We start from the raw sequence: 13,217 nt of genomic DNA, 5'->3' as shown, positions 1-13,217 counted from the left end.
CCGCTTGCCACAATCGGCCCCCGATTCGAACTCACGCAAGGAATGCCGAGATGCAGATCGCCCGCCGCAGCGCCACAGGCCGCCGTTTCCGCCAGCAGGGCTTTACCCTGATCGAGATCATGGTGGTGGTGGTGATCCTCGGGATCCTCGCGGCTATGGTGGTGCCCAAGGTGCTCGACCGCCCCGACCAGGCCCGCGCCACCGCGGCCCGCCAGGACATCGCCGGGTTGATGCAGGCGCTCAAGCTCTACCGCCTGGACAACGGCGGCTATCCAAACCAGAACCAGGGCCTGAAGGTCTTGGTGGAAAAGCCGGCCCAGGCCAAGGACGGCCAGTGGCGCGCCTATCTCGACCGCCTGCCCAACGACCCCTGGGGCCGTCCTTACCAGTACCTGAACCCGGGCGCCAACGGCGAGGTCGATGTGTTCTCCCTGGGCGCCGACGGCCAGGCCGGCGGCGACGGGGTGAATGCCGATATCGGCTCCTGGCAGTTGTGACCGGCCATGGCGCGCGAAGAGGGCATGGCCGTGATCAGCGCCTTGCTGATTGCCGCGGTGGTGGCAGTGATCGCCGCGGGCATGATCGAGCGCCAGGGGCTGCTCACCCGACAGCTGGAGAACCGCCAGTTGGCGTTACAGGGGCAATGGGCGCTGGAGGGCGGTTTGCAGCTCAGCCGCCAGCTGCTGCTGGAACAACGAATGCGTGACCCGCTGGTGCGCACCGGGCAACCTTGGACGCGCCCGATCCTGGGCCTGCCTTCGGGCATGGTCCAGTTCGATGGGCGCCTGGAGGACGAGCAGGGCAAGTTCAACCTGCGCAACCTGGTGGTCGACGGCCAGCTCGATGCCGAGGCGCTGGCCACCTTCCAGCGCTTGTGCGCGTTGATCGGCGTCGACGCGCGCCTGGCCACGGCCATTGCCGGCCAGGTGATCGACAGCTACCCGCAGCGCCCTGCGCAAACGCCAGCCAAGGCCGAGCAAGGCCTGAACAGAGGGCGCCTGACCTCGCCGGCGGTCGCCGCGCAACCCTTGCCGGCCAAGCGGCCAATGCTGCGCAACCTGGACGCCCTGGCTTCGCTCGAGGGCATGAATGGCAAGACCTTGCGGCACTTGCAGCGGTTCGTCACGGTGTTGCCGGCCCTGACCTGGGTCAACGGCAACACCGCCAGCGCCGAAGTGCTGGCCGCCCAGGTGCCGGGGCTGTCATTGCCGCAGGCCAGCGCCCTGGTGGCCGAGCGCGACGGCGGGCGCTGGTTCATCAACCGTGGTGATTTCGTCAACCGCTTGCGCATGCCGCAGTTGGCCACGACCAATGTGCGGGTGGGCATCAACAGCGACTGGTTCCGCCTCCATGGCCAGGCGCGCCTGGGCGCTCGCGCGTTGCCGATGCAGGCACTGCTGCGCCAGCGCGAAGGCCAGTTGCCAGAGGTGATCTGGACGCGGGTGGGGGCATGAGCAAGCTGCTGGAGATCCAACTGCCGCCGCTGGCCGAGTTGACGGCGCAATCGCTGCTCGACTATCGCCATGGCGAGCAGCATGGCCAGGCCACGCGTGGGCAACTGGCGGCGCGGGCCAAGGGCGCGCTGTGGCGCCTGCACCTGCATGAAGACGACAGCCTGGCCCTGGCCATCGCCTTGCCGCCGCTGACCGGCAAGCGCCTGTCGGCGGCGGTGCGCTGCGCGGTCCAGGGCCTGGTGCTGGGCGATGCCGGGCAGCTGCATGTGGCCCATGGTCTGCGCCAGCCCGATGGCCGCGTCGCCGTGGCCTGGTTGGGGCAGCCGCAGCTGGCGCACGTGCAGGCTTGGTTGCAGGGCGAGCGGATTCGCCTGGGCGGGGTGTTCGCCCAGCCCGCCGACGGCCTGCCGGCGCCGGACCTGGCAGCCGGCCTGCTGGGCCCGGCGCAGGCGCAGGGCCGGGGGCGGCTGCTGGCGATCTGGGGCGTGGCGGCCACGGTCTGGTGCCTGGGGCTGAACCTGTACGCCGCGCAGCTGGCCAGCGCCGGCGAACAACTGCGCGCGCGCATGGTCAGCCAGGTGCGCCAGGCGTTCCCACACTTGCCGGTGGTGCTCAACCCACTGCAGCAGGCGCGCCAGCAGTTGCAGGGCGGGCAGGGGGCGGCGGCAGCGGGTTTGCCGGCGCTGCTCGAAGGCGCCGGGCAGAGCATGCCGTTTCTGGCCGGTAACGTGGCGGCGCTGAGCTTCCAGGACGGCGTGCTGCGCATCACCCCGTTGGCCGAAGGCACCCAGGCACCGGCTGGCAGTACCTGGCAGGCCGACCTGGCGGCGCGTGGTATCGAGGCGGGTGCCGATGCCCAGGGGTGGACCTTGCGCGCCGGCGGCGCAGGGCAAGAGGGGCTGGCCCATGTCGATTAAGACGCGCCTGGCCGCCGCGCGGGCGCAGGGGCGCCAGCGCTGGCAAGCCCTGGCCCCTCGCGAGCGGCGCGCCATGGCCCTGGCTGGCGGGCTGTTGGCTGCGCTGTTCTGCTGGCAGGTGCTGATTGCGCCGGCCTTGGCTCGGATCGCCCACTGGGAGGCCGAAACTCCCAAGTTGCACGGCCAGGCCCAGGCCCTCGACGCGTTGCTGGCCCAGCATGCCGTAGCGCCCCCGGTCGACCTCGACCTGGCCCTGGGCCAGAGCCTGGCGCAGGCGGGGCTGCACAACCACTCGCGCCTCGCGCGCATGGACGGCGCCTGGCAACTGGACTGGCAGCACGCCCCGGCCGAAGCCGCGGTGGCCTGGTTGCAGCAGGCACCCGCGCGCCTCGGGCTGAATATCGGCCAACTGATGCTGCAGCGCGATGCGGATAACGCAGCGGGCGGGCCTGTGACATTTTCCGGAACCCTTCGCATGGATCAGGCGCCTGGCGCTAAGGACCCTTCATGACCTGCCTTCACTCCCGGCTGCTGCCGTTCGCACCCCTGGCGCTGGCCTTGGCGCTGGCGGCCTGCACCACCCCGCCGCCGGCCGTGCAGGCGCCCCTGGCCAGCAGCGAGCTGGGCCGGCCGCTCGCCGCGCTCGGCGCTGCCCCGACCGCCCTGGAGCATCCAGCCCAGGCCCGCCCAAGCCCGCGCCCGGCCGCGCGTCAGGTACCTGCGCGAGTCGGCCAGCGGCACAGCCGCGCGACGCCGCTGGCGGCGCAGAGCAATCCTCTGGGCGACCAGCCGGTGCAATTGAACTTCGTCGACGCCGATATCCAGGCAGTGGTGCGCGGCCTGTCCCGCGCCACGGGCCGGCAGTTTCTGATCGATCCGCGGGTCAAGGGCCAGCTGACCCTGGTCTCCGAAGGCGAGGTGCCGGCGGCCAAGGCCTACGCCATGCTGCTGGCGGCCTTGCGCATGCAGGGCTTGAGCGTGGTCGACGTGGGCGGCGTGGCTCAGGTGGTGCCCCAGGCCGATGCCAAGCTGCTCGGCGCTGCGCTGGCCAACGACGATCGCGTGGCCGGCAACGGCATGCTCACCCGCACCTTTCGCCTGCAGTACGAAAACGCCGTCAACCTGATCCCGGTGCTGCGCCCGATCGTTTCGCCCGACAACCCGATCAACGCCTACCCGGGCAACAATACCCTGGTCGTCACCGACTATGCCGAGAACCTCGAGCGGGTGGCGCAGATCCTCGACCGGGTCGATATTCCCAGCGCCATCGACACCGATGTGGTGGCGATCCAGAACGGCATCGCCAGCGATATCGCCAGCATGGTCAACGAACTGCTCGACAGCCAGGCCAGCGACCCGACGCAGAAGATCAGCGTGCTCGGCGACCCACGTTCGAACAGCGTGGTGATTCGCTCGGGCAGCCCTGAGCGCACCCAGTTGGCCCGCGACCTGATCTACAAGCTCGACAACGCGCAGAACAGTGCCGGCAACCTGCACGTGGTGTACCTGCGCAACGCCCAGGCCGACAAGCTGGCGCAGAGCCTGCGTGGGTTGCTCACCGGCGAAAGCGACAGCGTCAGCAGCGACGGCACCCGGGCGCAGCTCAGCGGCGGCGGCATGCTCACCGGGGGCAATGGCAACGGCGCCACTGGCACCAGCAGCACGCCGCAGAGCAACAGCAACCGCGGCGCCAACCCGAGTCAGGGCCACAACGGCCTGGGCGCCGGCAGCACACCCAATGGCTATGGCAACGGCCTGGCCCAGGGCGAGCAGGGCACGGCGTTCGCTGCCGGCGGCGCGACCATCCAGGCCGACAAGACCACCAACACCCTGCTGATTTCCGCGCCCGAGCCGCTGTACCGCAGCCTGCGCGAGGTGATCGACCAGCTCGACCAGCGCCGCGCCCAGGTGGTGGTGGAAAGCCTGATCGTCGAAGTGGGCGAGGACGACGCCAACGAGTTCGGCATCCAGTGGCAGGCTGGCAACCTGGGCAAGAATGGCGCGTTCGGCGGTGCCAACCTTGGCGGCAGTGGCCTGACCAAGGGCGCCACCAGCATCGATGTGCTGCCCAAGGGCTTGTCGGTAGGGGTGGTCGACGGCACGGTGAAGATTCCCGGCATCGGCGAGGTGCTGGACCTCAAGGTGCTGGCCCATGCGCTCAAGAGCAAGGGCGGCAGCAACGTGCTGTCGACGCCCAACCTGCTGACCCTGGACAACGAGGCGGCGAGCATCTTCGTCGGCCAGACCATCCCGTTCGTCAGCGGCCAGTACGTCACCGACGGTGGCGGCAACAGCAACAACCCGTTCCAGACCATCCAGCGCGAGGAGGTCGGCTTGCGCCTGAACGTGCGCCCGCAGATTTCCGAGGGTGGCACGGTCAAGCTGGATGTCTACCAGGAGGTCAGCAGCGTCGATGCGCGCGCCTCCAGCGCCGCCGGTACCGTCACCAACAAGCGCGCCATCGACACCAGCATCTTGCTCGACGACGGCCAGATCATGGTGCTCGGCGGCCTGTTGCAGGACGGCTACAGCCAGAGCAACGAAGGCATCCCGTGGCTGTCCAGCCTGCCTGGGGTCGGCGCGCTGTTTCGCAACGAGCGCCGGGCCAGCAACAAGACCAACCTGATGGTCTTCCTGCGCCCGTACATCGTGCGGGATGCCGGGGTCGGGCGCAGCATCACCCTCAACCGCTACGACTTCATCCGCCGCGCCCAGGGCAACCTCAAGCCCGAGCACTCCTGGGCCCTGCCAGACATGGACATGCCGTTGCTGCCGCCGGTGGAGCAGGGCGTGCCGGACCAAGGGCGGGTGCAACCGGCGGCGCTGCGCGCACCGCGGGCGTCGATCCGCGCGGTACCGCTGGACGAGGTCGCCCGGTGAGCCGGCTGCCCTATGCCTGGGCCAAGGCCCAGCGCCTGGTGTTGCAGGCAGACGGCGAGGCCGCGGCGCTGCTGTCGCGCTGCCCGTCGAGCCCGGGCTGGGCCCTGGCCGAAGTGCGCAGGAGGCACGGTCAGGTGCACGTCGAGGCGCTCAGCGAGGCGCAGATGGACGCCCTGCTGGTCAGCGCCTATGCCGACACCGGCAGCGCCGCGGCGGTGGTCGGGGCCGCCGAGAACGAGGTCGACCTCGACCGGCTGTTGCAGGACATCCCGGAAGTCACCGACCTGCTCGAAGCCCAGGACGACGCGCCGGTGATCCGCATGATCAACGCCTTGCTCACCCAGGCCGCGCGCGACCAGGCCAGCGATATCCATATCGAGCCGTTCGAGAGCCACTGCCTGGTGCGCTACCGGGTCGACGGCACCCTGCGCGACGTGGTTTCGCCGCGCAAGGCCCTGCACGGCGCGCTGGTATCGCGGATCAAGATCATGGCGCAACTGGATATCGCCGAGAAGCGCCTGCCCCAGGATGGCCGCATCGCCCTGCGCGTGGCCGGGCGGCCGATCGACATCCGCGTGTCCACCGTGCCCACCGGCCACGGCGAGCGGGTGGTGATGCGCCTGCTGGACAAGCAGGCCGGGCGTCTGCGCCTGGAGGCGCTGGGCATGGATGCCGGCCTGCTGGCGCGGCTCGACCAGTTGATCCGCCAGCCCCACGGCATCGTGCTGGTCACCGGCCCCACCGGCTCGGGCAAGACCACCAGCCTGTACGCCGCGCTGGCGCGCCTGGATGCCAGCGTCAGCAACATCCTCACTGTCGAGGACCCGGTGGAGTACGACCTGCCGGGGATCAGCCAGATCCAGGTCAACGCGCGCATCGACATGAGCTTCGCCGTGGCCCTGCGGGCCATTCTGCGCCAGGACCCGGACGTGATCATGATCGGCGAGATCCGCGACCTGGAAACCGCACAGATCGCCGTGCAGGCCTCGCTGACCGGGCACCTGGTGCTGGCCACCTTGCACACCAACGATGCGGTGTCGGCGGTCAACCGCCTGGTCGACATGGGCGTCGAGCCGTTCCTGCTGGCCTCGGCGCTGCTTGGGGTATTGGCCCAGCGCCTGGTGCGGCGCCTGTGCCCGCATTGCCGCGAGCCCGACCCGGCCACGCCTGGGCAGTACCGCGCGGTGGGTTGCGCGCAGTGCAATCACTGCGGCTACAGCGGCCGTACGGGTATCCACGAGTTGTTCTGCGTTGACGACCAGGTACGCGCCCTGGTGCACCAAAGCGCCGACGAGCAGGCCTTGCGCGCCGCCGCCCGGCGCAATGGCATGCGCAGCATGCGCGAGGATGGCCAGCGCTGGGTCGACAACGGCAGCACTTGCCTGAAAGAAATCCTTCGCGTGACACGGGATGCCTGATGAACCGCTATCGCTATGAAGCCGCCGACGCCCAGGGCCAAATCGTCAATGGCCTGCTCGAAGCCGACGGCCCGGGCGCGGCGCTGGCGCAGTTGCGGGCGCTGGGCCTGACCGCCTTGCAGGTGGAGGTGCAGGCAGCGCCTGGACAGGGCGGTGGGTTGTTCAGCCCGAAGCTTTCCGATGGCGACCTGGCCTGGGCCACACGCCAACTGGCCAGCCTGCTGGCCGCCGGCCTGCCGCTGGAGGCGGCGCTGGGCGCCACGCTGGAGCAGGCCGAGCGCAAGCATATCGCCCAGGTGTTCGCGGCCGTGCGCGGCGATGTGCGCAGCGGCATGCGCCTGGCCGATGCCCTGGCCGAGCGGCCGCGGGATTTCCCGGACATCTACCGGGCGCTGGTGGCCGCGGGCGAGGAGTCCGGCGACCTGGCCCAGGTGATGGAACGCCTGGCCGACTACATCGAGCAGCGCAATACCCTGCGCGGCAAGATCCTCACCGCCTTCATCTACCCCGGCGTGGTCGGCCTGGTGTCGGTGGGCATCGTGATTTTTCTGCTCAGCTATGTGGTGCCGCAGGTGGTCAGCGCGTTTACCCAAGCGCGCCAGGACCTGCCTGGGCTGACCCTGGCCATGCTCAGCGCCAGCGACTTCGTGCGCGCCTGGGGGCTGTGGTGCTTTACCGCCATGGCGGCGGCCGCGTGGGGCTGGCGGGTCTATTTGCGCGCCCCGGCGGCGCGGTTGGCCTGGCACGCAAGGATCTTGCGGCTGCCGTTGCTCGGGCGCTTCGTGCTGGGCCTGAACACCGCGCGCTTCGCCTCCACCCTGGCGATTCTCGGCAGTGCCGGGGTGCCGCTGCTGCGCGCGCTGGAGGCGGCGCGCCAGACCCTGGGCAACGACCGCCTCGACCAGTGCGTCAGCCAGGCCACCGCGCGGGTGCGCGAAGGCGCTGGCCTGGCCTCGGCGCTGGCGGTGGAGAAAGTGTTCCCGCCGCTGCTCATCCACCTGATCGCCAGTGGCGAGAAAACCGGCAACCTGCCGCCGATGCTCGACCGCGCCGCCGACAGCCTGGCCAAGGACATCGAGCGCCGGGCCATGGGCATGACTGCGTTGCTCGAGCCGCTGATGATCGTGGTGATGGGCGCTGTGGTGCTGCTGATCGTCATGGCGGTACTGATGCCGATCATCGAGATCAACCAGCTGGTGCAGTGAGCTGTGCCGCCACCGTCCACACCTGCTGGCGGAACCAGCGGCGCAGTGGGTCGGCATGGGTACGCTCGTGCCAGATCTGCATGACCTCGACCTGCGGCAAGGCCAGCGGCAGGGCATGGATGACCAGCCCGGGGTCGCGGGCCACGGCCTCTTCGGCGAGGGCGCGCAGGCAGGTCAGCAGCAGGTCGGTACCCCGCACCAGGCGCGTGGGGGCGATGAAGCTGGACAGCCCGGCGATCACCCGGCGCTGGTGGCCCAACGCACGCAATGCACGGTCGACCCGGCCGTCGAGGTCGCCGGTCAGGGTGGTGAGCAGGTGCTCGCAGGCGAGGAACGCGCGTAGGTCCAAGCCCTTTGCCAACTGTGGGTTGTCCCGCGCGGCCAGGACCACGAACGCCTCGCTGAGCAGGCGTTGCTGGTGGAAGGTATCGGGCAGGTCGTTGTAGAAGCCGGCGATGGCCAGGTCGCAGGTGCCTTTTTCCAGCGCTTCGCGGGGCAGTTCGCCACGGGTGTTGTGGGTGATCAGCGTGAGGTTCGGCGCCTGGCTGCGCAAGATCGGCAGCAGGCCGGGCAGCAGGGTCTGTTCCAGGTAGTCGGTGCTGTACAGGTGCAGGCGGGTGGGGCGGGCGAGGAAGTCCTCGCCATCGCAGCGCAGGTAGAACGCCTGCAACTGCTCGACCAGATGTTGCACCTGCGGCGCCAACTCGTGGGCCCGGGGCGTGGCGCTGAGCCCGCGTGGGGCGCGCACGAACAACGGGTCGCCGAACTGCTGGCGCAGCTTGTTCAGCTTGTGGCTCAGCGCCGGCTGGCTGAGGGCCAGGCGCTGCGCGGCGCGGGAGGCGTTGCGCTCTTCATAGAGCACCTGGAACAGGTGCAGCAGGTTGAGGTCTTTGCTGGCGATATTCATATTCTGGATCGTAGAAATAAAAGCTTTCGAATTATCGAATCTTAGCGCCTTGGCTAGGATGGGCCCACTGACTTACAGCCCCGTGTGGAGAACACCATGCCCATCGCTATTTTCGCCACCATCCAGCCTCGGCCCGAACACCGTGATGCGACCGAGCAGGCCCTGCGCCTGATGGTTGCGCACAGCCGCGGCGAGCCCGGCAACCTGCGTTACGACCTGTTCATTGGCGAGGGCGAGGGATTGGCCTTCGAGCTGTTCGAGCTGTATGTCGATCAGGCCGCTGTCGAGGCCCATCGCAGCAGCGCCCATTACCAGGCTTACCGCGCTACTACCGGCCAGTGGCTGGCGGCGCCGACCCAGGTGCAGCTTGCCCGCCCGCTGGATATCGCGCCGTTCAACTGATCAGGAAATCGCCATGAACAACATTGCCCCCATCGCCCTGGCCCTGGCCGGCGTATTGCTGGCCGGCCAGGCCGCTGCCGCGTCCAAAGGCGAAGTGCTGGTTTTGCTGTCCAGTGAAAACCAGCTGCCGCTCAAGGACGGCAAGCCATACTCCACCGGCTACTACCTCAATGAGTTCGGCGTGCCCGCCGACCAGTTGCTCAAGGCGGGCTACACATTGGTGCTGGTGACGCCCAAGGGCAATGCCCCCAGTGTCGACCAGCGCTCGGTTGACCCGATCTACTTCGGCGGTGACGCCGGCGAAATGCAGCGTATCGCCACGGTCGTCGCAGGCCTGCCGGGCATCCACGACACACTGTCGGTGAAGCAAGTGCTGGCGGGCGACCTGGATCGCTATGCGGGTATTTTCATTCCTGGTGGCCACGCGCCGCTGATCGACCTGGCCAACAACCCTGACGTCGGCACCTTGCTGCGTCACTTCCACCAGGCCGGCAAGCCCACCGCGGCGATCTGCCATGGCCCGATCACGCTGCTGTCGGCGCAGCAGGATCCGGTCGCCTACCGCGCCGCGCTCGCCCGTGGCGAAACCCCGGCGGCCAGCGACTGGACGTACCGGGGCTATCGCATGACCATTTTCTCTGACCCAGAGGAGCAGGTATTCGAAGGCTCGCTCAAGCAACAGCGCCTGCAGTTCTATCCCGCCAAGGCCATGGTGGGCGCCGGCGGCGATATGAGTTACGCCCAGGCCTGGAAGCCGCACGTGGTGGTCGACCGGGAACTGATCACCGGGCAGAACCCGTTCTCCGACAAGGCGCTGGCCAAGGCGTTGCTGGAGCAGTTGGAGGCGGCACCGCGCTAAAGGCCCGCCCGTTGCGAGCGGTCCGACGCAATCCCCTGTAGGAGCGGCCTTGTGTCGCGAAGGGTCGCAAAGCGACCCCATCAATCTAGAATTGGAACGCGCAAATCCGAAACAATCGCAAAGGCCTCGAAAGGGCTGCCGCCAGGTCGATCAGCCTTTGCTCGGCCGGGTAATGCCGTCCACCAGCAGCACAGCGGCGCCGGCCATGATGGCGACGTCGGCCAGGTTGAACACGCCGGTATGCAGGCTGCCGATGTTGAGCACCAGGTAATCGACCACGTGGCCATCGCGAAACACCCGGTCGATCAGGTTGGCCAGCCCGCCCACGGCGATGAACCAGGCGGCGCTGGCCTTGACCGGCGTCGATGGCCAGTGGCGCCAGGCCCAGACCATGGCCCAGCCGCACACCACGCCGACGGCGGCCACGAACACCAGTTGCTTGAGCCACGGCGCCAGCCCGGCGCCAAGGCTGAGAAACGCGCCGGGGTTGAGGCTCAGGGCCAGGTCCAGCCAGACGCTCTGGTTGCCATAGACATAGCTGTGCTGGTCCAGGGCGACCAGGGCGATCAGTTTTACCCACTGGTCGATGATGATGAAGGCGATGCCCAGGGTCAGGACAAGGGTACGGCTGGAAAACATGCTGGCAGTTCCTTTTGTGCGCGAATGCGGCTGCCGGGCACGCCCGCAGCGCGGCGAAGATAGCGCAGGCGGGTCTAGACTTAAAGCCCGGGTCTGTTGCAGGCGCGACCCGATCATCCATCCGACCACCGCCTCCCGGACCGGACGTCGCCGACGGTGGCCTTCTGGCAAGAGGAGGGCAGGTCATGGACGAGGCACGGCTTCACGCATTCATGGGTAGACTGGTGGACGACATGGGCGCGGCGGCGACGCTGGCCAATGTCATCCTTGGTGATGAACTCGGGCTGTACCGTGCCATGGCCGACAGCCAGCCGATTACACCCGAGGGGCTGGCCGAACGCACCGGCTGCCAGCCACGTCTGCTGCGCGAGTGGCTCAATGCCCAGGCGGCGGCAGGCTACATGAGCCACCACGAGGGCCGTTTCACCCTGCCTGAAGAGCAGGCCATGGCCCTGGCGCTGGAGGATTCGCCCGCCTATATGGCCGGTGGCGCCGCAGTGATCGCGGCGCTGTTCCACGACAAGGACAAGCTGGTGACGGCCATGCGCGGCGATGGCGGCGTACCCTGGGGCGATCATCATCCGTGCATGTTCAGCGGCACCGAGCGTTTCTTCCGCCCCGGTTACCGGGCGTTCCTGGTGGCCGATTGGCTGCCGGCGCTGGAGGGGGTGGTGGCCAAGCTGCAGGCCGGTGCCAGGGTGGCGGATGTCGGCTGTGGCCACGGCGCCTCGACCATCGTCATGGCCCAGGCTTTTGCAGCCTCGCATTTTGTCGGCTACGACTATCACGCCCCTTCGGTACAGGTTGCCAGCGAGCGGGCGCGCGAGGCGGGCGTGGCAGACCGGGTGAGCTTCCAGCAGGCGTCGGCCAAGGACTATCCGGGCAACGACCTGGACCTGGTGTGCTTCTTCGACTGCCTGCACGACATGGGCGACCCGGTGGGGGCGGCGCGCCATGCCTATCGAGCGCTCAAGGACGATGGCACGGTGATGCTGGTGGAGCCGTTCGCCGAGGATTCGCTGGATGCCAACATCAACCCGATCGGCAGGCTGTTCTACGCGGCGTCCACCTTCATCTGCACGCCGAACTCGCTGTCTCAGGAAGTGGGGCTGGGGTTGGGGGCGCAGGCGGGGGAGGCGCGGTTGCGGGCGGTGTTCGAGGAAGCGGGGTTCACGCGCTTGCGGCGGGCGACGCAGACGCCGTTCAACCTGATCCTGGAGGCCAGGAAGTAGCGATCGGCACAAACAGAAGGGGCGCCCTGCGGCGCCCCTTCGTGTTGCAGCTTAGGCTTCAGCGTCCCACGGACGATCGCCTTTTTCATCCTTGACGCGGGTCGGCAGGCCCATCACATCCAGCGCCTTGAGGAACGGCTCGGCTGGCAGTTCCTCGACGTTGACCATGCGTCCGGCATCCCACTGGCCACGGGCGACCAGCAGCGCCGCCGCCACCGGCGGCACGCCGGCGGTGTAGGAGATACCCTGGCTGTCGGTCTCGGCGTAGGCTTCTTCGTGGTCGGCCACGTTGTAGATGAACACCTCGCGCGGCTGGCCATCCTTGGTGCCCTTGACCAGGTCGCCGATGCAGGTCTTGCCGGTGTAGCCCGGGGCCAGGGAGGCCGGGTCGGGCAGTACCGCCTTGACCACTTTCAGCGGCACCACTTCCAGGCCTTCGGCGGTTTTCACCGGTTGCTCGCTGAGCAGGCCGAGGTTCTTCAGCACGCTGAACACGTTGATGTAGTGCTCGCCGAAGCTCATCCAGAAACGCACGTTCGGCACGTTGAGGTTCTTCGAGATCGAGTGAACTTCATCGTGGCCGGTCAGGTACAGGTTCTGCGAACCTACCACTGGCAGGTCGTCGGTGCGCTTGACCTCGAACATGCTGTTGCTGGTCCACTGGCTGTTCTGCCAGCTCCACACTTGCCCGGTGAACTCGCGGAAGTTGATTTCCGGGTCGAAGTTGGTGGCGAAGTACTTGCCGTGGGAACCGGCATTGACGTCGAGGATGTCGATCGAGTCGATGCGGTCGAAATACTGCTGCTGCGCGAGTTTCGCGTAGCTGTTCACCACACCCGGGTCGAAGCCGACACCGAGAATGGCGGTAATGTTCTTCTGCTGGCACTCTTCGAGGTGTTTCCACTCGTAGTTGCCATACCAGGGCGGGGTTTCGCAGATCTTGCCCGGTTCTTCGTGAATCGCGGTGTCCAGGTAGGCGACACCGGTATCGATGCAGGCACGCAGCACCGACATGTTGAGGAAGGCGGAACCAACGTTGATCACGATCTGCGATTCGGTGTCGCGGATCAGTGCCTTGGTCGCCTCGACATCGAGGGCATTGAGCGAGAAGGCCTGGATGTCGGCGGGTACCTTCAGGCTACCCTTGGCCTTGACGCTGTCGATGATGGCCTGGCATTTGGAGATGTTCCGTGACGCGATGGCAATACGACCGAGTTCGTCGTTATGCTGCGCGCACTTGTGGGCCACCACCTTGGCGACACCTCCTGCACCAATGATAAGAACGTTCTTCTTCAATTTACCTT

At 67.9% G+C, this 13,217-nt stretch carries 13 protein-coding genes; 10 read left to right on the top strand and 3 right to left on the bottom strand.

The genetic code is table 11. The features are described from left to right. Positions 1 to 50: 50 nt before the first annotated feature. The 7 genes from gspG to gspF are packed head-to-tail and all read left to right on the top strand — an operon-like array spanning position 51 to position 7,874. On the top strand, positions 51 to 497 hold the full coding sequence (gspG, locus tag NJG22_RS08295; RefSeq protein ID WP_253093590.1) for a type II secretion system major pseudopilin GspG: 447 nt from the start codon (positions 51 to 53) through the stop codon (positions 495 to 497). A gap of 6 nt (positions 498 to 503) precedes the next feature. Continuing rightward, positions 504 to 1,454 (top strand): type II secretion system minor pseudopilin GspK, encoded by a 951-nt coding sequence (gene gspK, locus NJG22_RS08290; RefSeq protein ID WP_253093589.1) that lies wholly within the window; start codon positions 504 to 506, stop codon positions 1,452 to 1,454. Further along, positions 1,451 to 2,371: a GspL/Epsl periplasmic domain-containing protein gene (locus tag NJG22_RS08285; RefSeq protein ID WP_253093588.1), complete on the top strand. Its 921-nt coding sequence runs from the start codon at positions 1,451 to 1,453 to the stop codon at positions 2,369 to 2,371. Before gspK ends, NJG22_RS08285 begins: the two co-directional genes overlap by 4 nt. Further along, positions 2,361 to 2,882, top strand: a complete 522-nt coding sequence (gene gspM / locus NJG22_RS08280) for a type II secretion system protein GspM (protein WP_253093587.1) — start codon at positions 2,361 to 2,363, stop codon at positions 2,880 to 2,882. Before NJG22_RS08285 ends, gspM begins: the two co-directional genes overlap by 11 nt. Further along, positions 2,879 to 5,251 carry a type II secretion system secretin GspD gene (gspD, locus tag NJG22_RS08275; RefSeq protein ID WP_253093586.1) on the top strand — a complete coding sequence of 791 codons (2,373 nt, stop codon included), beginning with the start codon at positions 2,879 to 2,881 and terminating at the stop codon, positions 5,249 to 5,251. The genes gspM and gspD overlap by 4 nt, the downstream gene beginning before the upstream one ends. Further along, on the top strand, positions 5,248 to 6,669 hold the full coding sequence (gene gspE, locus NJG22_RS08270; RefSeq protein ID WP_253093585.1) for a type II secretion system ATPase GspE: 1,422 nt from the start codon (positions 5,248 to 5,250) through the stop codon (positions 6,667 to 6,669). The genes gspD and gspE overlap by 4 nt, the downstream gene beginning before the upstream one ends. Continuing rightward, positions 6,669 to 7,874, top strand: coding sequence for a type II secretion system inner membrane protein GspF (gene gspF, locus NJG22_RS08265; protein WP_253093584.1), 1,206 nt, complete (start codon positions 6,669 to 6,671; stop codon positions 7,872 to 7,874). Before gspE ends, gspF begins: the two co-directional genes overlap by 1 nt. Here the strand turns inward: gspF and NJG22_RS08260 are convergent. Beyond that, positions 7,855 to 8,781 (bottom strand): LysR family transcriptional regulator, encoded by a 927-nt coding sequence (locus NJG22_RS08260; protein WP_253093583.1) that lies wholly within the window; start codon positions 8,779 to 8,781, stop codon positions 7,855 to 7,857. The two genes, gspF and NJG22_RS08260, sit on opposite strands and share 20 nt — an antisense overlap. A gap of 96 nt (positions 8,782 to 8,877) precedes the next feature. Here NJG22_RS08260 and NJG22_RS08255 point away from each other — a divergent pair, with 96 nt between their 5' ends. Both NJG22_RS08255 and NJG22_RS08250 read left to right on the top strand, forming a co-directional pair. Continuing rightward, positions 8,878 to 9,183 (top strand): putative quinol monooxygenase, encoded by a 306-nt coding sequence (locus tag NJG22_RS08255; RefSeq protein ID WP_253093582.1) that lies wholly within the window; start codon positions 8,878 to 8,880, stop codon positions 9,181 to 9,183. A gap of 13 nt (positions 9,184 to 9,196) precedes the next feature. Continuing rightward, positions 9,197 to 10,042 (top strand): type 1 glutamine amidotransferase domain-containing protein, encoded by an 846-nt coding sequence (locus tag NJG22_RS08250; RefSeq protein ID WP_253093581.1) that lies wholly within the window; start codon positions 9,197 to 9,199, stop codon positions 10,040 to 10,042. Positions 10,043 to 10,192: 150 nt separating this feature from the next. On the opposite strand, the gene NJG22_RS08245 is transcribed toward NJG22_RS08250, so the two are convergent. Beyond that, positions 10,193 to 10,681, bottom strand: a complete 489-nt coding sequence (locus NJG22_RS08245) for a signal peptidase II (RefSeq protein WP_217848367.1) — start codon at positions 10,679 to 10,681, stop codon at positions 10,193 to 10,195. A gap of 185 nt (positions 10,682 to 10,866) precedes the next feature. Here NJG22_RS08245 and NJG22_RS08240 point away from each other — a divergent pair, with 185 nt between their 5' ends. Continuing rightward, positions 10,867 to 11,913: a class I SAM-dependent methyltransferase gene (locus NJG22_RS08240; protein WP_253093580.1), complete on the top strand. Its 1,047-nt coding sequence runs from the start codon at positions 10,867 to 10,869 to the stop codon at positions 11,911 to 11,913. A 51-nt stretch (positions 11,914 to 11,964) separates the two neighbouring features. Here NJG22_RS08240 and NJG22_RS08235 read toward each other — a convergent pair whose 3' ends face one another. Then, positions 11,965 to 13,209: a saccharopine dehydrogenase family protein gene (locus tag NJG22_RS08235; RefSeq protein ID WP_253093579.1), complete on the bottom strand. Its 1,245-nt coding sequence runs from the start codon at positions 13,207 to 13,209 to the stop codon at positions 11,965 to 11,967. Between the last annotated feature and the right edge of the window lie 8 nt (positions 13,210 to 13,217).

Source organism: Pseudomonas sp. VA159-2, assembly GCF_024126635.1.
In the GTDB taxonomy this organism is placed as follows: domain Bacteria; phylum Pseudomonadota; class Gammaproteobacteria; order Pseudomonadales; family Pseudomonadaceae; genus Aquipseudomonas; species Aquipseudomonas muyukensis.
The sequence above is the reverse complement of the archived record's forward strand: the minus strand, read 5'-3'. Positions and strand labels throughout refer to the sequence as shown.

Coding starts and splice junctions, on each gene's coding strand:
- NJG22_RS08285 (WP_253093588.1), top strand. CDS start 1,451: ATGAGCAAGCTGCTGGAGATCCAACTGCCGCCGCTGGCCGAGTTGACG.
- NJG22_RS08260 (WP_253093583.1), bottom strand. CDS start 8,781: ATGAATATCGCCAGCAAAGACCTCAACCTGCTGCACCTGTTCCAGGTG.
- NJG22_RS08245 (WP_217848367.1), bottom strand. CDS start 10,681: ATGTTTTCCAGCCGTACCCTTGTCCTGACCCTGGGCATCGCCTTCATC.
- NJG22_RS08250 (WP_253093581.1), top strand. CDS start 9,197: ATGAACAACATTGCCCCCATCGCCCTGGCCCTGGCCGGCGTATTGCTG.
- gspG (WP_253093590.1), top strand. CDS start 51: ATGCAGATCGCCCGCCGCAGCGCCACAGGCCGCCGTTTCCGCCAGCAG.
- NJG22_RS08240 (WP_253093580.1), top strand. CDS start 10,867: ATGGACGAGGCACGGCTTCACGCATTCATGGGTAGACTGGTGGACGAC.
- gspD (WP_253093586.1), top strand. CDS start 2,879: ATGACCTGCCTTCACTCCCGGCTGCTGCCGTTCGCACCCCTGGCGCTG.
- gspF (WP_253093584.1), top strand. CDS start 6,669: ATGAACCGCTATCGCTATGAAGCCGCCGACGCCCAGGGCCAAATCGTC.
- NJG22_RS08255 (WP_253093582.1), top strand. CDS start 8,878: ATGCCCATCGCTATTTTCGCCACCATCCAGCCTCGGCCCGAACACCGT.
- gspK (WP_253093589.1), top strand. CDS start 504: ATGGCGCGCGAAGAGGGCATGGCCGTGATCAGCGCCTTGCTGATTGCC.
- gspM (WP_253093587.1), top strand. CDS start 2,361: ATGTCGATTAAGACGCGCCTGGCCGCCGCGCGGGCGCAGGGGCGCCAG.